This is a genomic window from Shewanella sp. SM87 (assembly GCF_025653705.1).
Classification (GTDB): Bacteria; Pseudomonadota; Gammaproteobacteria; order Enterobacterales; family Shewanellaceae; genus Shewanella; species Shewanella oncorhynchi.
Genome location: NZ_JAKKSC010000010.1, coordinates 41,642 through 63,516 on the forward strand (window position 1 = coordinate 41,642; position 21,875 = coordinate 63,516).

Annotated in this window: 16 protein-coding genes; 6 read left to right on the forward strand and 10 right to left on the reverse strand. The window is 45.5% G+C overall.

Going from position 1 to position 21,875, the window contains the following annotated elements:
• Window positions 1-121: 121 nt before the first annotated feature.
• Window positions 122-832: a 23S rRNA pseudouridine(2604) synthase RluF gene (locus tag L5M11_RS10040; protein WP_263185481.1), complete on the reverse strand. Its 711-nt coding sequence runs from the start codon at window positions 830-832 to the stop codon at window positions 122-124.
• An 888-nt stretch (window positions 833-1,720) separates the two neighbouring features.
• A complete protein-coding gene (locus L5M11_RS10045; RefSeq protein WP_105250033.1) occupies window positions 1,721-3,052 on the reverse strand; it encodes a Na+/H+ antiporter NhaC family protein in 1,332 nt (443 codons plus the stop codon).
• A gap of 723 nt (window positions 3,053-3,775) precedes the next feature.
• On the opposite strand from L5M11_RS10045, the gene L5M11_RS10050 reads away from it, so the two are divergent.
• Window positions 3,776-4,621 carry an FAD:protein FMN transferase gene (locus L5M11_RS10050; protein WP_263175751.1) on the forward strand — a complete coding sequence of 282 codons (846 nt, stop codon included), beginning with the start codon at window positions 3,776-3,778 and terminating at the stop codon, window positions 4,619-4,621.
• Between the two features lie 281 nt (window positions 4,622-4,902).
• Here L5M11_RS10050 and L5M11_RS10055 read toward each other — a convergent pair whose 3' ends face one another.
• Both L5M11_RS10055 and L5M11_RS10060 read right to left on the reverse strand, forming a co-directional pair.
• Entirely contained in the window at window positions 4,903-6,534 is a 1,632-nt protein-coding gene (locus L5M11_RS10055; protein WP_212600405.1) for a methyl-accepting chemotaxis protein, read from the reverse strand.
• A gap of 153 nt (window positions 6,535-6,687) precedes the next feature.
• Window positions 6,688-7,578, reverse strand: a complete 891-nt coding sequence (locus L5M11_RS10060; protein WP_113939865.1) for a DMT family transporter — start codon at window positions 7,576-7,578, stop codon at window positions 6,688-6,690.
• Window positions 7,579-7,790: 212 nt separating this feature from the next.
• On the opposite strand from L5M11_RS10060, the gene L5M11_RS10065 reads away from it, so the two are divergent.
• Window positions 7,791-8,567, forward strand: coding sequence for an AraC family transcriptional regulator (locus L5M11_RS10065; RefSeq protein ID WP_263185482.1), 777 nt, complete (start codon window positions 7,791-7,793; stop codon window positions 8,565-8,567).
• A gap of 782 nt (window positions 8,568-9,349) precedes the next feature.
• Here L5M11_RS10065 and L5M11_RS10070 read toward each other — a convergent pair.
• The 4 genes from L5M11_RS10070 to L5M11_RS10085 form a co-directional block, all read right to left on the reverse strand.
• On the reverse strand, window positions 9,350-9,754 hold the full coding sequence (locus tag L5M11_RS10070; protein ID WP_028759523.1) for a GreA/GreB family elongation factor: 405 nt from the start codon (window positions 9,752-9,754) through the stop codon (window positions 9,350-9,352).
• 597 nt (window positions 9,755-10,351) lie between these two features.
• Window positions 10,352-10,486, reverse strand: a complete 135-nt coding sequence (locus L5M11_RS10075; RefSeq protein ID WP_105250029.1) for a DUF2474 domain-containing protein — start codon at window positions 10,484-10,486, stop codon at window positions 10,352-10,354.
• A gap of 104 nt (window positions 10,487-10,590) precedes the next feature.
• Window positions 10,591-11,598 carry a cytochrome d ubiquinol oxidase subunit II gene (gene cydB / locus L5M11_RS10080; RefSeq protein WP_263185483.1) on the reverse strand — a complete coding sequence of 336 codons (1,008 nt, stop codon included), beginning with the start codon at window positions 11,596-11,598 and terminating at the stop codon, window positions 10,591-10,593.
• 50 nt (window positions 11,599-11,648) lie between these two features.
• A complete protein-coding gene (locus tag L5M11_RS10085; RefSeq protein ID WP_263192016.1) occupies window positions 11,649-12,983 on the reverse strand; it encodes a cytochrome ubiquinol oxidase subunit I in 1,335 nt (444 codons plus the stop codon).
• Between the two features lie 158 nt (window positions 12,984-13,141).
• Between L5M11_RS10085 and L5M11_RS10090 the strand changes: the two genes are divergently transcribed.
• Together L5M11_RS10090 and L5M11_RS10095 are read left to right on the forward strand one after the other, a co-directional pair.
• Window positions 13,142-14,581, forward strand: a complete 1,440-nt coding sequence (locus tag L5M11_RS10090) for a PLP-dependent aminotransferase family protein (protein WP_263185486.1) — start codon at window positions 13,142-13,144, stop codon at window positions 14,579-14,581.
• A 123-nt stretch (window positions 14,582-14,704) separates the two neighbouring features.
• Window positions 14,705-16,003, forward strand: a complete 1,299-nt coding sequence (locus L5M11_RS10095) for an O-acetylhomoserine aminocarboxypropyltransferase/cysteine synthase family protein (protein WP_263185488.1) — start codon at window positions 14,705-14,707, stop codon at window positions 16,001-16,003.
• Between the two features lie 120 nt (window positions 16,004-16,123).
• On the opposite strand, the gene L5M11_RS10100 is transcribed toward L5M11_RS10095, so the two are convergent.
• Together L5M11_RS10100 and L5M11_RS10105 are read right to left on the reverse strand one after the other, a co-directional pair.
• A complete protein-coding gene (locus L5M11_RS10100; RefSeq protein WP_263192017.1) occupies window positions 16,124-19,324 on the reverse strand; it encodes a DUF2339 domain-containing protein in 3,201 nt (1,066 codons plus the stop codon).
• Window positions 19,325-19,536: 212 nt separating this feature from the next.
• Window positions 19,537-20,673 carry a methyltransferase gene (locus L5M11_RS10105; protein ID WP_263185536.1) on the reverse strand — a complete coding sequence of 379 codons (1,137 nt, stop codon included), beginning with the start codon at window positions 20,671-20,673 and terminating at the stop codon, window positions 19,537-19,539.
• Window positions 20,674-20,756: 83 nt separating this feature from the next.
• Between L5M11_RS10105 and L5M11_RS10110 the strand changes: the two genes are divergently transcribed.
• Complete coding sequence (locus L5M11_RS10110) at window positions 20,757-21,371, forward strand: alpha-ketoglutarate-dependent dioxygenase AlkB family protein (protein WP_263185491.1); 615 nt, start codon at window positions 20,757-20,759, stop codon at window positions 21,369-21,371.
• A 152-nt stretch (window positions 21,372-21,523) separates the two neighbouring features.
• Window positions 21,524-21,844 carry a BolA family protein gene (locus tag L5M11_RS10115; RefSeq protein WP_173246445.1) on the forward strand — a complete coding sequence of 107 codons (321 nt, stop codon included), beginning with the start codon at window positions 21,524-21,526 and terminating at the stop codon, window positions 21,842-21,844.
• Window positions 21,845-21,875: the final 31 nt, after the last annotated feature.

The following is a 21,875-nucleotide window of genomic DNA, read 5'->3' on the forward strand; positions in this document are numbered from 1 at the left end:
AACGCCTGAGTCATCTCAGGCGTTTCTATCTTCATTGGAGTTCATTGGAAGATATTGTTCGCGCGGGCATTTGTCTAAAATTGAGGTTAGTAGCTTGAGTGTATTCGCCACTTGTCTTTCTCTAAATTGTCACTGCGGCTTTAAGCACTGCAACTTCCTGTGGGGTGAGTGGCCGCATCGCTCCTTCGGCTAAGGATTCTAGCGTTAATGTCATTAATGCGACGCGCTGTAAGTCAATTACCTTATAGCCTAAGGCGCTGGACATACGCCGAATTTGTCGATTTAATCCCTGAGTCAGCACGATTTCAAAGCTGTCCGAACTGAGGCGGCGGACTTGGCAGGGCAGGGTTTGCAGGTCTTTATAACGCACTCCACTGGCCATTTGTTCAATAAAATCATCTGCGAATGGCCTATCGAGGCGCACATGGTAGGTTTTGCTGTGGGCAAAACTGGGGTGCATCAGTTTATGGGTCAGCTCACCATCGTTAGTTAACAGCAGTAGGCCGCGGGAGTCCTTATCGAGTCTGCCGACGGGGTAGAGTCTTGGTGCTTTGGGAAGTAGGTGTATGAGGCTCGTTTCATCCTGCTCAAGCAGACGGCAATCTGTGCCCACAGCTTTGTTAAATACCCAATAGGCGAATGTTTCGGCTTTAGTGATAGGTTTGCCATCAAACTCAATACTGTCGAGGCAGTGTAATGACTCGTCTAAACAGATGGGATCTGTGTGGCGGGCGATACCGCCATTGAGTGTGATGCGCCCGGCCTCAATCAAACGGCAGGCTTCACGGCGTGAGCCTATGCCACACTGGGCGAGGTATTTTGCTAAGCGCATGGATTACCCTAAAGTATTTGGCGTTCTTGGGCGCGATGATACAGTATTTTTGATAGGCGCCGCATTGCAAAGGCTAGGCTTAAACACCAAATGATACTCAAGTTAGTTTGGAGCCACATATTGGCTGAAACAGTACAAAAGTGTGTTTGGGGCACACAGGGAGGGAAATCCAATATTGTCCAATCTAATTGCAGGGTTAAACTCACTGCACTACAAAAGCTGATCAGGCTCAAATAGAACAGTGGCTTTGGGCAAATAAACCGAGGCACTATCCCCGCTATAATCACAAGGCTGTGTAAGATAAGGGTGCTTAATAGATAACTCGTTGAAACTATTCTGTGTATGCTCAAAAAATTAATGGGGAATATTCCCATCAAAATCACAGAGACTCCTACCCAAGCACCTGTAAGTGCTATGCATTGGCTGAACGTATCCAGTTTTAGTAAGTAGAGCCCGGTCATTGAAATGAGTATGCAGAGTCCTGCAGCCAATAAGCTTAAATTAAACACATAAGCGAGGGGTGAGTTGATATAGTTACCTAAAAAATCAGCTCGTATTTGTAAGACTTGAACTCCAATGTTTTGATATTCAGCATAAATAGCAATTAAAACTCCAGAAGCACTAATAAAGGCTGCGCCTACAATCAACCATGTAATAAGACGATGTAGATCGTAATAACTTGGTTCTTGGTGATAAAGAGGATTCATGGAGACTAAAAATATGCTGATGGGATATGACCACATTGAATGCGGTAACTTGCCTGAATTGTTTAATGAAGGCAAGCGAGTTGATGCTTTTTCGTCAAAAGAGGGCTTTAAAATGACAAGGAACGCCTAGTGCGTTCCTTGTCATAAACGTTAGATTTTACTCATGCGACTCAAATATCATTTAGTGTCGTTTGCGGAAAATTACAATCGCAACAGCCACTACGGCTAAAATCATACAGTACCAAGCGTGTGATACCGCTGCTAATGGCGTGATGCTAAAGGTCGAAGCAATCAAGAGTGCCTGTGCACCATACGGGATCAAACCTTGGATAATACAGGCGAAAATATCGAGTATGCTGGCGGCACGTTTTGGACTCACGCCATGCTTCTCTGCTAAGTCTTTTGCAATATCACCCGTCACCACGATAGAAACCGTGTTGTTAGCCACACAAGAGTTAGTCACTGCGACTATACCTGCCATACCTAGCTCAGCTGCACGGCATGAAGCTTCACCTTGCGCCTTAGAGAAACGAGTGATCAGCTTTTCAATCTGTTTACTCACAAAGGCAAGACCACCTTGCTGCTGCATGAGTGCGGCTAAACCACCCACTAGCATAGACAGAATGAAAATCTCCTGCATATTGCTAAAGCCAGCATAAATATCTTTACCGAATTGGATCACGCCGTAATCCATAGTAAACAGGCCGGTTGCGCCCGCTAATAAGATACCTAAGGTCAAGACCACAAATACGTTCAGACCCGCCACGGCTAAGATCAAAATGGTCAGATAAGGAATGACCTTAATAAGATCGATATTCTGCGTTGCTAATTCTGCTTGGCCTTGTCCGGCAAATACAAAGGCGATTAAGGTTAGCAGTGATGCGGGGATAGCGAAAATCAAATTTTCACGAAATTTATCTTTCATATCACAGCCTTGGGTGCGCGTAGCTGCAATTGTGGTATCGGAAATAATCGACAAGTTGTCACCAAATAGGGCGCCAGACATCACGGCTCCCGCCATCAGTGCATAGTCGATTTGCGCTTGGTCGGCTACGCCTAGGGCGATGGGAGCGACAGCCGCGATTGTCCCCATAGAGGTTCCCATGGCCGTTGCGATAAAAGCGGCAATCACGAAGAAACCAGGTAGTAACAGGTTCGATGGTATTAACGATAAACCAAGAGCAACAGTAGCATCGACGCCGCCAGTGGCTTTAGCGACTGCAGCGAAGGCGCCTGCAAGTAAGTAAATTAAACACATAGCAATAATATTGCTGTGACCAATACCGCCAATAAAGGTATCAATCGATTGATTTAATTTCTGTTTTGATAAAATCAACGCCAGAATGATTGCAGGTAAAATAGCGATAACGCTGGGTAATTGATAGAAGGCAAAGTCGACACCTTGGCTTTGGAAATACACACCCGCGCCAATGAAAAGACCAAGGAAAACAAATAATGGCAACAGGGCAATAAAAGATGCCGGGCTGTGCTGTGCTGCTGTTGGATTGCTCAAATGTTATCTCTCTTTCGCTTAGGGTTTTTCCGCAGGATCCTTGGCAGTCAAACTCGCTTAAATTCAGTGTTGCCTCGGCATCGTATCCTAGCAACTTGAGGCAAAGCATATTTGATCCCTGATAACCTGTCAATTTAGACGTCTAGATGTTTTTACTTCCGTTGTGATCGCTAGGTTATTAATAGGTTGTATAAGATGAAAATTAGTCTTTATTTTAATTACTAATCAATAATTTACCTGTTTTCATTTAGATTGAGTTAGAGGGTTTATATCTGATTTAGCGTGTATTTCAACTGAATGGAATAGCGTAAAATTTAAGCAGATGACTGGTGTGATGGAGTAAGCCGGCTATTTATTGCTCCATTTAGTTTGAGTTGTTGGTGGGTAAGCCAGCATAAATAGCGTAAATGATGAGTGGCATTAATCAATAGGGCTCATTTGGGGACGTATTGACTTAGTTCGCTTGTGCAGCGTTGTGATAGCAATGATAAGTCAAATAACTTTAATAAAACCTTAATAAGCAATCTATTGTTTTTAAATATAAAACAGTTTCAAGCATCTAAAATCCCCATAAAAACTAATGGCAACAATTTGTATTGAAGTAGAGACTTTAATAGAATCCGCACAAATTATGTTAATTGCTCTTAGTGCTTTGTTTAAATTTAACTGGATGAAGCGTTTATTGCTGATCCCTCAGATCTTCCTACTACAGTGGGTATTATCATGATACGTCGCGCTAAGCCATTACTCGGAACGCTGGTGGAAATCGCTGCCGAGTCACTGCCAAATCAAAGCGGTGAGGTACTACTTAAAGATAAAGCATTGGAAGCGGCTATTAGCGCGGCTTTTTCGCGTGTGACCCATATTGGGCGGTTGCTGAGCTTCCATCAACAGGACAGCGAGTTAAATCAGTTAAATCGGCAGCCGGGAATTTGGGTAACGTTAAGCCAAGATAGTTTACGAGTGCTCAAGTTGGCTAAGGGGCTGGGTAAGGCGAGCAACAACTTATTCAATTGTACCGTTGGCGGCGAAATGATGTCTCGCGGCGCTTTGCCTGCTTACCTTGGTATGCCATTGTTATTGCAAGGTGACTGGCAAGATATTGAAATAAAAGGTAATCAAGCGCGATTAGCTAGACCGCTAATTTTAACCTTAGATGGTATAGCTAAAGGTTATGCGGTTGATATGGCAGTGAGTGAGCTGCGTCGCGCTGGCGTGAGCGGAGGTTGGGTCAATGCGGGTGGCGATTTAAAAGTTTTTGGCAGTGCATCTTTAAATGTAGTGTGCCGCGGTCCATTAGGAGCGAGCCAAAAGCTTTGCGTTAGCAATATGGCGCTCGCCAGCTCAAGGGTCTCACAAACCTTAAGTCATGATTACCCTGCACTATTACTGCCAACTGGCAATGTTGCCGATACGAACATCGATGCTGAAAGCGAGCGTATTGTTAGTGTGAGAGCCTCTTTTGCTTGGCGCGCCGATGCGTTAACGAAAGTCGCTGGCTATCTTAATCCCGACTTGGCCGCTGAAAAAATTGCTCACTTGGGTGGGCAATTAGTCAGTTTTGATTGATGTATCTTTTGGTTGTTTTACAGCTTTTGCAGATGATTGAATTAGAAATTCAATCATTACTGTGAGTTAACGTTAAGCAGTTAGTACTGTTATTCGCACTTTAACGGGTGAATCGATACAACTTGGGTTTCGTTACCGTTATTTGCAACTTGCATACGGTTGTGGGCTTTTATTGTCTTCAAGCTTTGCTTGGTATTATTTCCATTAAAAAGAGTGCCTACATTGGGCACTCTTTTCGTTTCAATAGCTTATCGCTAACTATGTGTCGTTAGTCATTTATCTTAAGCGACTTTAAATCGCGCAACTTCTTTTTGTAGGTTGCTGCAAATGGCTTTAGTGTTGACGACTATTTGCTGAGTTTCTTGGATCACTAAGTTGCAGTATCTTGTTTTATCGGATAATTCGGTCAAGTTACGATTAATTTCTTCGGTCACATGGGTTTGCTCTTCGGTTGCAGTCGCCGTTTGAGTGGACATCTCACTGACCTTAGAGGTGGAGTTTAGAATTTCATCTAATGCATCTTGGGTCTGGCTGGCGAGGGTCACGGTTGATGTGGTCAGGCTAGCTCCCGATTCAATGCTTTTAACCGCATCATTTACTCCGCGTTGCAACTCTTCAATCATGCGCTGAATATCTTGGGTTGAGGTTTCGGTACGACTCGCCAGTGTACGTACTTCATCGGCAACTACGGCAAAGCCACGGCCCTGTTCGCCAGCGCGCGCCGCTTCAATGGCCGCGTTAAGGGCAAGGAGGTTAGTTTGCTCAGCGATTGAGCGGATCACATCAAGCACTGAGGCAATATTGGCAGAATTGACTGAAAGTTTTTCAATAACAGTCACGGCATTTTTAACTGATTCAGACAGTTGCTGAATATGATTAACGGACTGGGCGAGGATATTCTTACCCTCTACTGTTTGGTCATTCACCTTAGTGATTTCGGTGGCAGTATGAAGAGCGTTACTGGCGACTTCTCTTACGGCTGCACTCATTTCATTCACTGCTGTGACAATGGTATCGACAAACTGCTCTTGTTCATGGCTGATGTTGATTGTGGTAGCTGACTTAGTTGCAAGGCTTTCAACGGTTTGGCTCACATCTTTAGTTTGACCAATAATCGAGATGACCATTTGCTGTAGCTGCTCTACAAATAAGTTAAATGCATGGGCGAGCTCGCCGATTTCATCCTGACGTGTGATAGGGATCCTTTGGGTTAAGTTACCGTCACCATCGACAATGTCATTGATCCTGCTAGTGATATCTTCAATTGCATTGACTATAATTTTAGGGCCGAAGTAGGCAATCAACAGCGCCACAATGGCGACTAAGCTCGCTATCGTTAAGGATATTTGGGTTTGGGTGGTTGCCTGTTCCGTTGCTTGTAAATCTAGCTCTTTTACTCTGTTATCGGCGGCTTCGCCCGCGGCATTGTAGATATCTCTTAATGCCTTAAATTCTTGCTTGGATTTGGTTTCGTGGAGTTGTTTCGCGCGTTCAAAATCATTACTTTTAACGGCATTAATGACCTCTGATGAGGCTTGATACCAGAGCGAAAACTGCGCCTCAAAGCCATTGGTTGATTGCAGTACTTGCAGGTGATCTGTAAGGATTTTTTTAAATTCTCCCATTCTGTCACGGGCTTGATCGACATTCTCTTGCCAGTTATCAATCTCATTTTTGCGATTATCGGCAGATAATTCTTCCCTGAGTAACACTTCTTCACTTAGCTGCGCTTGATAAAGGTCGCGATCTGCATTGAGAATTGCCGAAATTGCGGGATTAAATAACTGACTAAATTCCTGCATCTGTTTCACAGTAGCACGGCTTTGCATAGCGTCGGTGACTGCCATGACAATGAGCGCTGTCGCCATAATGGCAAACATCAGTGAAAACTTAACGCGAATACTGTTAAACATAGGACGATCTCCATTAATAACTTAATAAATAGCTTAGCCGTTATTTATAGAATTGCCTTTGCGTGCAGCAGATTGCGATGGGATTTTGTACGCATTGAAATAAGCGAAACCGCCTTGGTCACTGTTACCAAGGCGTTGACGCATTACTTTGGATTATTCAGGACAAGCTAGGGTAGGGATGACTTTAGGCTTAGGTTTTATCTGCACTAGCATGACACCAATAATCACCATAGAACCGCCAATATAATGATAAATGGCTAAGGTTTCATCTAGGATGATGGCCGCCAGTATCGCCGCAATAATAGGCATTAAATTAAAGAATACGCTGGTGCGATCGGCGCCGAGTTTGCTTATGCCATTGATCCAAGCCCACGGCGCTAAAAGTGAGGCAGCGATAGCAGCGTAAAGTATCAGTGGTGCTGATTGGGCACTGATCGCTATGCTGGGACTCGTAAACAGCAGTGGCGTTAGCATGAATACGGCTATGAGTCCTTGAATATAAACCGATTCCCAAGTCGGTAGTGGCAGTTGCCAGCGTTTCAGTAATACGCCATAGAGCGCATACACAAAGGCGCTAAAGAGCAACAGTAAATCACCTTGGGTCACGCCGATGGCAAGGTTCATCATATCGCCGTGACTGAGCATAAAAATCAATCCAAATAGCGAGATTAAGGTGCCACCAAAGGCTAACGGTGATAATTTTTGCTTGAGTAATGGCACGGCTAAAAACAGACTGATCATAGGCACGAGAGAGGTGATTAATGCCATATTTGTTGCCGTGGTGGTAGCCGCCGCAAAATAGGCCAGACTTTGGTTTAGCACCATACCTAACAAAGCCAAAGTAGCGAACTTAGGTAACAAAGGTAGTATCACTTGGCGTTTTTGCCAGACGCGACTTGCGACAAAGGGGGTTAACAATAACATAGCGAAAAACCAACGGTAAAATGCTATGGCTTCAGGATCGATAATCCCAAATGAGAGCTTGTTGACTATCGAATTGCCTGCCCAAATTAATACGGCCAACAGGGGGAACAAATACAGCATGGTCTTGCCTTTAGGTACTGGCTAAAGTGACTGGCCTTAGCTTATGGCTTATCACTTGAGCATCCAGATAATAGATTAGTGGCTATTATCCATGGTCGGTTATGATATAAATATCGCTTATCAGACAAGGTCAGTTCCTCTACGGACAAGCGTAATCTGGGTTAGCGATTTCGTTTGAGTTTTTAGACCACCATAGCTTTGAGGGCATCAAAATGCGCACGGTTTACCATCCGCTCACGGCAGAGCAAGAGCCTGCTGCAGATATCTTCTTCAACTATGAAGCTTTCCTGCCAAATACGGTAACGCCAAAACATCAACATGTTTGGGGGCAACTGCAGTTAATCAGCGGTGGAATTATGGAGTTACATGCTGCAGGGCAACGGTTTTTATCGCCGTCACAATATGCGATTTGGGTTCCTGCGGGGATAGAACATGAAAGTTACACTCGGCGCAGTATTCATTATTGCTCGATGAATATAGTTGCCGAGCGGGCTGCGGCTTTTCCCATAGAGACCTGTCTTTTAGCCGTGACACCCATTGCCCAATCGATCGTGAACGATCTGCGGGAGCGGCAAGTCACTGTGGCAGACACTGCGGCGGATAAGCGACTGGTTGAGGTTTTGCTCGATCAGCTGACCTTGGGTAAAGCTCTACCGCAATTTCTGCCCACCGTTTCAGATAAACTGTTACAGCCGTTGTTGTTGGCACTTGAAGCCGACCCTGCGAGTTCGAAAACCTTTAAATCTTGGGCCAGTGAATTACATACCACTGAGCGTACTTTAGCTCGTCGTTGCCAAGAGGTTCTGGGGATGAGTTTTACTGAGCTAAGACAAAGGCATAAGTTTATCTATTCCTTACAACTATTACGTCAGGGACTTGCGATCAAAGAAGTGGCATTGACGCTCGGCTATAACCAAACTTCGCCTTATATCGTGATGTTTAAAAAATATGCTCAGTGCTCACCTGAGCAGTATCGCCGCCGATTGTGATTGAGTGGCTGAAGGAGCAAGGCTTAATAAAGGCGAGATAATGAGATCCTATGCGAAAGTCGCGCTAGATGATGCACTAAAAATATTGGGGGAAACTGTGAAATAAGATAGGGTGCTAAAGTATTAACACCCTATTTTCGGCCTATTTAAAGAGAGGATTTAAGGTTTTTACAGAGTTAGATAAGTTAGTCGGAAGCCTTTTGGCGGTTCCGTTTATCTTGACGCTTCTCTTTTAAGGTTTTCATTGGCGGTTTTTTGTTTTTTTCTTTACTCATAGATATAAACTCCAAAGTGAAGGTTACTATCCGAACCCGCGCCGCAAATCGGTTTCGATAGTTGGGCTCAATTTTTATTTCAGGCTTTAATTGAGACGGTTTATTTATAAAGAGTATAAAAATAAATTTAACGATTGAGGCGCCGTGCTAAACCTCTTAACCCCTTTGCTGTTTACTCTAAAGCGCTGCCATGACTTATACGTAAATAGTTGCAAAGAGTCGTTAATTGCAGTGTTAAACTTATTTAAAGTGTCTCTTTAATAAATATCGCGGCCAGTTAATGACTTCAAAATAACATTCCCTCTTATTATATTATGTTGAAAATGCCGCTATAAGCCGCTATAAGCCGCCGCTAATAGCGAGTTCAAAGCATGTTGCCACTGAATTGAACATGCTTTATTTTAAAATGCTTACAGCCTAATAATCATATCTTTAAAATTTTCTGAAATGTTGTCAAGTAGCAATACTCAATAGCTATTTACAAAAAGTATGCCCAAATGATTTTTCCTATACAGACTTTTTAGGTTGTTTTTTCGTTAAACTGACATCTTTAATCATAAACAGAACTGGTTTGCCTAAAATGCTCACCTCTGCCAATTCGCCCTTTGATAACCCAAGTAAGCTGACGCCTAAATCTGATATGACAGAGAAACGTCCTGCACTGGGTTTATGCCTTGGTGGATACACGAGTTCAATTTGGTACTCTTGCTGATCCTGCAGATTAACTAAGTGAATTTCTCGTCCCACAGTCACTTTATCACTCGTCGTATCATGCTTTAGCTGCTCAAGCTTACTAATCACGCCTGCCAAAGCCGTTGGGCGTAGAGAGGCATTAAAACTGTTTTGTAAATAATAGGTTTCAGTTTTTAGAATAAAATTCTGGAAAAGACCACTAAAAAAAGAATATGCCATTGCCGCCTCTGAAATAACAAAGTTAAAATATAAGCATAGAAATTAAAATGAGTATTACTCTGTGCTTATTTCACAAGAAGTTATAATTCTGCCGAGCGCGAGTGACGCTCGGCTTAGACTGGGAATTTGAGCGAGAGGCGGATTGAGCTTACTGAACTAGATGTGTTAGCTAACACATGGGAAAATAGTGATGAAAATGCAGTGCTAAACATAGTGTTACATCTCCAGTCAAAAGTTGATATTCGATTGATTATTTATTTTTTTGTATATCGATTTAGTATATCGGTCTTGCCATTAACTAAATAAGTAATTGCTTGGCTGATACCATAGGTCAAGTAAAAATATAAAGCAAGCCTAACTAAGCTAATCTTGCTGAATATACTGATAACAGTAAAGTTGGGTTTAACATTTTTTTAACTTTGCCACATTGGGGGCTAGTCTTCGTCAATTTAATGCTAGCACTCGTAAAGTAAACTGAGCACTTGTTAATTTGGCGCAAATTAATTCAACCATTGAATATTCTAGTGCATTGTTGCTAGATGCTATGGGCACTAACTGAATTAAGCCTTAATATAAGCTTCTAAAGTCAATATTTACTTAGGTTGTTAAGCCCGCACCTTTTAAAAGTATTTTGATACACATAGAGACGAGGAACAGACAGCTTACGCTCGTACACCAAATCAGCACTAACCAGCCGAGTCGATAGGCGAGGGATTTCGTTTGGGTCGTCATGTTGATCTCCTGCATATGTAAAGTCATCTAAGGTGAATCAGCGACCTAAGCCAAGTTAGCTTAGGTCGCGTTTTGGGAAGCCTCTTCTTTTATCTGAGTCATGGCTAGTGATAGCCTGCATCCTTGGTCACTTTGCCGCGGAACACGTAGTAGCTCCAAAAGGTATAAACCAAAATCAGCGGGATGATCATCAGGGCGCCGACGAGCATAAAGCTCAGGCTGCTGTCGGGGGCAGCTGCCTGCCAAAGGCTGATATTGGGCGGAATAATGTGCGGCCAGATGCTGATACCTAAGCCACTAAATCCTAAGAAAATCAGCCCTAGAGTGAGTAGGAATGGCTGATAGTTATCATCACGATTTAGGGATTTTATCAAGGCCCAACTGCAGGCTAATACCAGTATTGGCACTGGGGCGAAGTAGAATAAATTTGGTAAACTAAACCAGCGCAGGGCAATATTGGGTTGCACGAAGGGGGTCCATAAACTGACTAAACCTATGGTCATCAACAGGCATAAGGTCAGTGCTCTGCCGAGTTGTTGCATGGTCGTTTTAAGCTCGCCTTGGCATTTTTTTACTAACCAAGTTGCGCCGAGCAGAGCATAGGCCAGCATTAGGCCAAATCCACAGAAAAGTGAGAAAGGCGTTAACCAATCGAAACTACCGCCGCTAAATTGTTGGTTACTCACCGAAATGCCGGAGATAAACGCCCCCAGCACTACGCCCTGTGAAAAGGTGGCCGTGATAGAACCGAACATAAACGCTTTATCCCAGAATGGTTTAGCTTCTGCGCCCGACTTAAATCTAAACTCAAATGCCACGCCGCGAAAAATCAATGCCAGCAGCATGATGAGCAGCGGTATGGTTAGTGCTTCGAGTACTATTGCATATGCGAGGGGAAAGGCACCGAGCAGACTAGCGCCGCCGAGCACTAACCAAGTTTCGTTTCCATCCCAAACGGGGGCGACGGTATTGACCATAATATCCCTGTCGTCCTCATCGTGAATGAAGGGAAACAGTATGCCGATGCCGAGATCAAAGCCATCCATCATGATATACATTAAGGTGGCAAAAATGATGATCCCGAACCAAATCAAGGGTAGATCGAATTCCATGGTGAGCCCTTAAATATGCTTAAGATTGAATAAGTAAAACTAGATTAAAATTAATGGCTTGTTGCTGCGCTATCTGGCCCTTTGCGGATGAGTCGCATCATATAGCGATAACCAACGCCAAAGATGCCACAGTAACTGACGATAAAAATCCCTAGGCTGATACTTAGGTGGGTAACGCTGTGGGAAGACACTGCATCCTGAGTGCGCATCAATCCTTGGATCACCCAAGGTTGACGGCCAAGTTCGGTAGTGAACCAGCCCGCTAGTGTGGCGAGCAATCCGGCGGGGCCGAGCACCAATACAAATCGCAGAAAGTGTTTGTTGCTGTAGAGGCTGCCTTTGCGCCTGAGATAAGCACTCCACAGTCCAGCAAAAATCATCAATAAGCCAAAGCCGACCATGAGCCTAAAACTCCAGAACACTAACAACACATTGGGTCTGTCCTCGGCGGGATACTCAGTCAAGGCTGGCACTTGTTTGCTTAAATCATGCTTTAAGATCAGGCTCGCGAGCCCTGGGATTTCGAGACTGAAGTGGTTTTTCTCTGCGTCCATATCGGGAATCGCAAACAAGATAAGCGGTGTGGGTTTGTCACCCTCATTACGCCAATGGCCTTCCATCGCCGCGACTTTTACAGGTTGATATTCAAGGGTATTTAAACCATGAAAATCACCAATTACAGCTTGCAGCGGCGCGACAATTAACGCCATCCACATCGCCATAGACAACATCTTACGGATCGCGGGCGTGTCGTTTCCTTTGAGTAAATGCCAAGCCGCCGATGCGCCCACAAAGAAAGCCGATGAAATAAAGGCCGCCACTGTCATATGGGCTAAACGATAGGGAAATGAAGGGTTAAACACTATCTGAAACCAATCCACAGGAATGACGCGATTGTTCACGATTTCAAAACCTTGGGGCGTCTGCATCCAGCTGTTTGAAGCTAAGATCCAGAAGGTTGAGATAATCGTGCCCGTGGCGACCATACAAGTGGCAAAGAAATGCAGGTTTTTGCCTACCTTCTGCTGACCAAATAGCATGACCCCCAGAAAACCCGCTTCGAGGAAGAAGGCGGTAAGCACTTCATAGGTGAGTAGCGGCCCAGTCACGCTGCCCGCGAAGGCGGAAAACGCGCTCCAATGGGTACCAAATTGGTAGGCCATCACTATGCCTGAGACCACGCCCATGCCGAAGTTAATCGCAAAAATCTTCGACCAAAATTGATAGAGTTGTTGGTACACCTCATTCGCTGTTTTCAGCCATAAACCTTCTAATACTGCTAGATAGGTGGCGAGGCCGATAGTGATGGCAGGGAAAATAATGTGAAAAGAGATGGTAAAAGCAAATTGGATTCTAGCGAGTACTGTGGCATCAAAATCAAACATAATTTCCTCGAGCGATAGGCATTTCTCGTTACAAAGGCATTGATCTAGTCGCGTGCACTGAGCCCTAAATTGGCTCGACGGTGAAAGCTTGTGTGCTATTAGACCATGGGATATGCTAGCTATAACAGACACAGAATATCTTGGCTTGGCTATAACAGATGACGAAGTACGAGCAGTTAGCGCAGGAATTAAAGACACGAATAGCCCAAGGTGTCTGGCAGGCGGGGGACAAGTTGCCGTCGCTGCGCCAAACTGTGGCCGATTCGGGCTTGAGTCTGATGACAGTGCTCAATGCCTATCAGTTATTGGAAAGCCAAGGCGTGATTTCGGCGCAGGCTAAGTCTGGCTATTTAGTGGCGCCAAAGCCGGAATTAATCGCGCGCCAGGGAGAAGCCTTTCGTTATCCCGAGCGGCAAAAGCCGATTTATCTTTCCGATAGTGTGGATATTAATGAGTTTGTCTTCAATGTGCTGCAGGCTTCAAAGCAGGCGGACATAGTGCCCTTTGGCTCAGGATTTCCCGATCCTAGTTTATTCCCACAACAAGCACTGGCGCGATCTTTGGTTAAGGTGACTCGGCACATGTCACCTTCTTTTGCCGCCGATAATTTACCGCCAGGCAATGCGGGATTGCGTAAGGCTATTTCCCAACGTTATGCCAAATTGGGCATGAGCATTTCGCCCGACGAAATCATCATTACCTCGGGTGCCATGGAGGCGCTCAACTTGAGCTTAGCGACGCTGACTCAAGCGGGTGATTGGGTTGTCATTGAATCACCGACCTTTTATGGCGCGATGCAAGCCATTGAACGGCTTAAACTCAGGGCGATTGCGGTTGCTACCGATCCACAACAGGGGATTGATCTTGAGGCGCTGGCAGAAGTGTTAAATACCTATCCAGTGAAAGCCTGCTGGTTGATGAGCCAACATCAAAATCCCTTAGGTTGCAGCTTATCGGATGCTAAAAAACAGGCGCTTTATCAGCTACTAAATGAGCATAAAGTCAGTTTGATTGAGGATGATGTTTATCAAGAACTCTATGTCGACTCTAGCGCGCCAAGGCCAGTAAAAGCCTTCGATACCGAAGGACGGGTGTTGCACTGTGGCTCATTTTCTAAGTCTTTGATTGCTGGTTATCGTGTCGGCTGGGTATCGGCAGGATGCCATGCACCGCAGTTACAACGTTTACAAGTCATGTCGACGTTATCGACCAGTGCGCCGATGCAGCTCGCCATCGCCGATTTTATTCAGTCGGCGCAATATGAACGGCATTTGAAACAGTTACGTAAAAAGTTAGCCAGCCGTAAATTGGCCATGTATCAATTATTGTGCGCGCATCTGCCCGAATCTGTGGGGGTCAACTTCGCCCAGGGCGGCTATTTTCTCTGGTTAGCGCTGCCATCACACATGGACGCTACACAAATTTATTATCAGGCGATTGAGCGTGGGATCAGTATTGCACCCGGAAATCTCTTTAGTAATCAGGTCGAATTCCGCCATTTTATGCGTTTGAATGCCTCATACGAGTGCTCGCCAGAGATAGTCTCTGCGGTCGTGGTGCTGGCCGAACTTATCCGTAACTATTCGCGCCGAAGTTAAAGGCTGTGGCTAAAAAGTTTTAGACTTCTAGATGTCTATCTGTTAGCTTGTTGAGCATGCACAAATCTTGTGCAATTCTAAATGTCGATTGAATACTGGGCTGCTACGGATAAGGAAGGGAAAATGAAATTAGAGTCACTGGCATTACACCACGGTTATGAGTCAGAAGCGACCACGAAGGCGGCCGCAGTACCTATCTATCAAACGACCTCTTATACCTTCGATGATACCCAGCATGGTGCTGATTTATTTGACTTAAAAGTCGCTGGTAATATTTATACACGGATAATGAATCCTACGACTAGCGTGCTAGAGCAACGTCTGGCAGCCATTGAAGGCGGCATAGGTGCGCTGGCCGTGGCATCAGGTATGGCGGCGATTACCTATGCGATCCAAGCCCTGACTCAAGTTGGCGATAACATTGTCAGCACCAGTCAGCTCTATGGCGGCACCTATAATCTGTTTGCCCATACGCTGCCGCGCCAAGGCGTTGAAGTGCGTATGGCGGCTTTCGATGATTTTGAAGGCCTCGATGAGCTGATCGATGACAAAACTAAGGCCTTGTTCTGCGAATCGATTGGTAATCCAGCCGGCAATATTGTCGATTTACAGCGTTTAGCCGAGATTGCCCATAAACATGGCGTGCCTTTAATTGTCGATAATACGGTCGCGACTCCAGTGTTATGTCGCCCCTTTGAGCATGGCGCCGATATCGTTATCCACTCTTTAACTAAATACATTGGTGGCCATGGAACAACGATTGGCGGGGTGATTATCGATTCAGGCAAGTTCGATTGGGTGGCGAATAAGGAAAGATTTGCCTTACTCAATCAAGCCGATCCTTCCTACCACGGCGTGGTTTACACCGAAGCCTTTGGTCCTGCTGCATTTATTGGTCGTTGCCGTGTAGTACCGCTGCGTAATACTGGCGCCGCACTGTCACCGCACAGTGCATTTTTACTGTTGCAAGGCCTTGAAACCTTAAGCCTTAGAATGGAGCGCCATTGCTCGAATGCGCTAGCATTAGCCGAGTATTTAGTGTTGCATCCTGCGGTCAGTTGGGTGAACTACGGCGCCTTGCCGAGCAGCCCTTATCAGGATAATTGCCACAAGATCACTGGCGGAAAAGCTTCTGGGATCATCAGCTTTGGGATTAAAGCGGTCACAGCAGAAGAAGGTAAGCTTGCTGGCGGACGTTTTATCGATGCACTGCAGATGATCCTGCGTTTAGTGAACATTGGGGATGCTAAATCCTTGGCCTGTCACCCTGCGAGCACTACGCACAGACAGCTCGATGCCGATGAACTCGCAAGGGCGGGTGTGTCAGAGGATCTTATCCGTATCTCGGTTGGGATTGAGCATATCGACGACATCATTAACGATGTGGCGCAGGCGCTTGATAAGGCACTGGTTAGCAAATAGTTCTTATTGAGTAGCCCATATCGAATAGCTGATATCTCATCGCTTTATTAAATCATTAACAGTAAAAAGCCGCCATCGACTCAATTCGATAGCGGCTTTTTTAGTGCTTTAAAAACGATGTTAATCTTGCTGCAGTCGATTTCTCGCCTTTTGATAGAAGTAAGAAACAGTCAGCAAAATGACTCCGATCAGCATAAAGGCAATCACCTTTTGTACTAGCTCGAAGGACGCCATATCCAGTAATAGCACCTTGAGCGTCGATAAGGTAAATAGCCCTGCGGCGAGGCGGATCATATCGGCATTTTGTGGTTTTAAGCTGATAAACATCAACACACTGCCATGGATAACCAATAAAATCGCGCTGAGTGGGGCGGCAATAATGTTATCGAAGCTATAACTCCACATGAAGTAACTTAAGGCGAGTAACAGATGCCAACCCCACTTAAGTCCTTGTAAAGGTAAGATCCGTCTATGCAAGCGTATTGCTGCACCGTGCTGCAAGATAAGCCTTGCTAGGAGTGCCAGTGATAAAAACTCGATTAACATAAACGAGGCATTATCACGATTAAGCCCGAGTGTTAGTTCAAAATGGAACATGATGGGCAACAGGGCTAAGCCTAAAGTGAGACCATAGGCGAGATGGTAGCTTTCCTTTATTGCGGCCTGGATTTCGGCTGCGAGGGTTAACTTCATGCTATGTGAGGCTTGGCTTACACCTCTTTGGATTAGCAATGCAAAATAACCACTTAAGGCTAATGCTGTCATGGCTATTCCTACTAGCTCAGAATGATTAAAACCATAAACGATCACGGCCAATACCAGTGCAAAGTAATAAGGGCTCAATTGCCATTGTAGTTGCAGCAAGGGGCGCCATGTCTCGGGTAACTGGCGGTAGCGGAGCAGGGTGAAGCCCATAAACAGGGCGCCAACGGCTAGCGCCGCGAGTCCTTGCCAAGCGTGAATAAGGCATTGCGAGGCTGTCATCAGAACCGCTAGCCAAGTGAGGATTTTGGCTTCTATGTTCAAACTCTTATGTTTAACAAAGTAGGCTAAACCTAGGCTCATAAAGGTGCTCAGCCAGAGTGCAATAGCGGTATATTCCCAATGGTTGCGGATGACTTTGGGCAGCAGAATAAGCGGCAGCAGCAAATAGCAGAAGATTTGCATCGTATAAGCGGCTTTGGCAAATAAGGCATCTTTATAGTGGCGACGATACCAATAATGGGCCAAGAGTAGGGCGATAAATAACTCAAACCGTGCCAGTTTTGCTATAAGCGGCTGGGCACTAAAGCTAAAACTGCCTGTGAGCGTTATGCCTTCAACAACCTTAAACAGCAGCGGCAATAGTAAGAGCCAAGCAGCAAACTCGCTGAGAACGAGTCTGTCCTTTGCGCTTAAATACAGCAGTAATAGGCTGACCAGTGGCAAGATGGCGAGGTAGTAATCGCTGCTCAGAAGATAAGCCGCGAGGATAATTGTCCCTACATAAAAACCGCTTAATAGCTCTTTTAACACTCTGTTTAGCTGACTTTCTAGGGTCGAAAGTAACGTATGATGGAGTGTTAATAGCCGAATCACTAAGACTAAGGCGGCGCAACTTAAGGCCAGTGCTAACAGTGGAAAGCCAAAAGCTGACAAGGGAGAAATTGGCGCCCCATCGATAAAGCTTGATTCTAAAAGGCTCATGCCCGTCAGTACACTAGACGCATTGAGCCCTAATCCCATCAGCAGCAATACATAGGCTTCGGCGCGAACGGATATCAGTTCTTCTTTGGTGCCAATCCACAACAGTAATAAGGCTTCGAGCAGTAAGACTAATCCGAGGAAATCGTGGCTGAGTAAATACAGTGCGGCAAATCCCGCAAAACTCCCTGCAAAGACTAACAATAAGCCGCTGCGGGCTTTTTCTAGATTGCCTGTGCGCTTCCAATAGAGGGCTGCGCAAATCAGTGCGTTCGCCGCAAAGATTTCCCCTGCGAACTCAGTAAATTGTGTCAACTCTAATAACACAAAGGCGAGCAATGCTATCGGTAGGGGGAGTATGCGATGGCTCAGTGCATTATGTTTTTCATCCTGATGGGTAAACGGTTTGGTAAATAGTAGGCCTGTGATGCCGTAGAGATAAAAGAACGCATTAATACTGATAAGCGCGAGCAGACTGACGCCGCCAACGTCGCTGAGTGGCAATTCAATGAAATGGCTAAAAGTTTCGATGCAGCCTATGTGCAACAGGGCGGTGATTTCCAGTAGCAGCGGCCACTTAAGTTTGCGACTCTGGGCAAGGGCGCCTGCACCAATAAGCAGTAAATAAGGCAGATACAATAGCGGCGCATAGCTTTGGGATAACAGCATCATAGGCGCGGTTGAGCCACCGACTAAGGCGATCACGGCGATCACTTTGGCATCTAAGCGCATCGACAGGCCATAACCCGCCAAAGTGATCAATAACAGTAAGATAAAACTCGCGCTATTGGGTATTAACTCAAAATACGGCCCAATAAAGTACGCGCAGAGATAATTAAGTATGAGTCCGAGTCCGACAATACCTGAGCCAAAATCCGCCATGCCCGCGCGTTTTTGGCGAATAAAAATCCCGCCGGCTATGATAGCGTTCGCGCTGGCAAACCCGAGTAGCGCTTTGCCAAGTTCTGAAAACCAATGGTTGATTGAATATTGCAGTAAATAACCAAAGCCTAAGGTCAGGGTGATGATCCCTGCGACAGTCATTAAAAAGACAGGTCCTAATCCCTTAGCCTGATAATGATGGTAGAAAGATTTGACTTGCTCGTTGACTGCCGCAAAGGGTGCCATGACGGCCGCGAGTCCTTGGGATAACAACTCATCAAATTGACTCGCCGCTTGCACGCTTGCCTGCAATTTGACTTCATCACTCAGCTGTTGATTTTGCGCTTGAGAAAGGTGTTCGGTTTTAGTGGCTTGTTCCGTCGGGGTATTTTTCGTTTTTCTTTGCCAAGGGTCTTCTTGCCAAGATTCTGTTGGTATAGGGCCTTGCTGCCATGGGTTGGGTTCTGCTGGGGCTGGCTCTACGGGAGTGGACTCAAGGGTTGATATTTGTGCCGCATAGGTTAATGTAGGCGCGTTATCGGCGGCGGTGAGCACAGATGCAATCGATGAAGCACTCGCTGCCATATTCAGAGTGGTTTCAGCGGCGTCTTCAGCCGCAATTTGCTGACTTAAGGTCTCGAGCTTAGTGGAGAATTCTGCTAATTGACGACCGAGCGAAGATTGCTGCGATAAATGCAGCGATTGTAACTGTGCCAGCTCAGCTTTTAGTTGGGCAACGTCATCCTTTAACGGCATATCTCATTCCTAAGTGTTTAAGTGCTTAACTCATAAACCTTTGTCGGCAAGAAGTGTACTTGTATGTGTATTTTTCGGCTAGTTGTTGTTGATTTTTAGGAAATCTCCGACTGCTACTTTTCCAACATGTCATTGCTCAGCATAAAAAGATCCCTGTATAAAAAAGAGCCAAACATTGCTGGCTCTCATTTAACGTGTCAATTTCGATGAGGTTATTTTTTCTGTGCCTGCAGGATCACAAATTTACCGTTGGAGGCGACTGTGGTGCAGTTCTTAAATAAGCGCTGTAATTTTACATGGTAAGCCAGATGACGGTTACCGACGATATGTAAGATCCCCCCCTCTTTTAAGCGGCGGCGGGCATCTAAAAACATCTGCCACGCGATATGATCGGTAATGGCTTCACCTTGATGGAAGGGCGGATTACACAGCACCAGATCCGGTTGCACTTCTTCTGGCAGATGCGTCATGCAATCGTCCCAATAGAAGTGGCCTTTATCTGCAGGCAATTGGTTGCGTGCCCAGTTTGCCTTGGCTGATGCGACCGCCATTTCAGAATCGTCGATAAAGTGAATGTCAGCCTCTGGGAATAACTGGGCGGTGCGTAACCCCAGCACGCCATTGCCACAGCCGAGATCAACAATCGACTTAAAATCCCCTTTGGGCAGATTCTCTAGCATGATGCGTGCGCCAATATCGAGTTTGTTGGCGGCAAACACATTACTTAAATTGCTGATCTCAAGTTGATATTCGGGTACGGCCCAAGTCACTTCTTTGGCTAATGGTCTTGGTTTGCCATCACTGACACAGGTGATCACTCGGGTGTTTTTCCACGCTAAGCTAGCGCTTGCGGGGCCTAAATGCTTAGCAAAGATGTCGAGTAAGGCGCCATTAATCGATTTGGATTTGGCGGCCACTAATACACGAGTGCCTGCGGGTAACACTTGCGACAAGCGCGTTAGCTGGTGGGCAAAGTAGCTTAAGTTCTTAGGCAACTTCATCAATACTAAGGCTAAGTTTTCTGGCAAGGTATCGCGGCTTGTAAACCATTGCAGATTATCCATTGGCAACTGATTGCGGCCATGGTTTTGTTCTGTGCCTAAAAAGCTGGTTCTGGCATCGGTTTCAACACACAGTGGCCAACTTGGATTCAATTTAGATAAACCGCAGCTTAAGGCGCCGAAACTGTCGTTGATAATGGCGGTTGGCACGGCGGCTTGCTCTGATTCAATAAGGCTTTTGAGTAAGTGTTCATCGGCGGCATCCCAAGCTTGAAGATTAGATTCCTGCTGAGCCGGATACCGTAAGAGTTCGAGTTCAACACCCGCTACTGAAAATTGTGTTGTCATGTGCCACACTGCGCCAATAAATTTAAGGCGCAGATTATCGCAGATTTCATGGTTGAGTGCGACGGCTCGCATGGAGGACGTCAATGCAGCAAGGTAAGTTAGGGTTTGATACAGAGGGTGATGCTCAAATTAAACCGCCTATCACCTTAGTGCGGGGTTATCTTAATGCTGAGCAGCAAGCGGCGCTAATGAAAGAAGCGCTGACCTATCCCTTAAGTCGCCCTGAAATCCAAGTCTTTGGTCAGTTTCACGCGATTCCTCGCCAGCAAGTGTGGTTTGGCGATTTGGGCTGCGACTATTTATATTCAGGACTGTTTATCCGCGCCTTACCTTGGCCTAAATATGCTCACAAGTTGAGGGATAAGTTAGCGCGGGATTATGGTTTGGAGAGCAATGGGGTATTAGTGAATCGCTACGCCGATGGTAAAGATTGTATGGGCGCCCACAGTGATGATGAACCTGAAATAGCTCAAGGGAGTCATATTGCTTCTATTACCTTAGGCGCCACGCGGGATTTTGTGCTTAAGCATAAGCACAGTCAAACCAAGTACAGCATCAGTTTGCACAGTGGCGATCTACTGATCATGCACTGGCCTATGCAAAGTGACTGGTTACACAGTTTACCTAAACGTTTGAAAGTAAAAGAGCCGCGTTGGAACTATACCTTTAGACAACTCATCGTTAATTTCCATGGTTAATTGCCTCCCGCTAACTGCCTATGGTGAAGCACTGCGAAATATGACTGGATATAAAGTGGTGGGGCATCAACAAATTGAAAGCGTGAATTTGATCTTTTCAATTTGAAGCAGTACTCTGCGGCAACTGGATTTTCCCATTCTGAGACTCGAATATGTCCAATACTCATGTGCAGGGCACTGTGGCTAACACTATTTCGCAGAAATTAACCGAATGCTTCTCGCCGACCCATTTAGAAGTGATTAACGAAAGTAATCGTCACCATGTACCACCGAATTCAGAAACCCACTTTAAAGTTGTGCTGGTGAGCGAGCAGTTTGATGGCTTACGTTTATTAGCTCGTCATCGATTGGTCAACACTCACTTAGCCTATGAGTTAGCCAATGGCGTGCATGCTTTGTCTATTCATACTTTCACTCAAAATGAGTGGGATGCGAATGCACAAGTACCTAATACGCCAAATTGTCGTGGTTAATTAATCGCTCAGTAATACTGTTTAGCTTAGA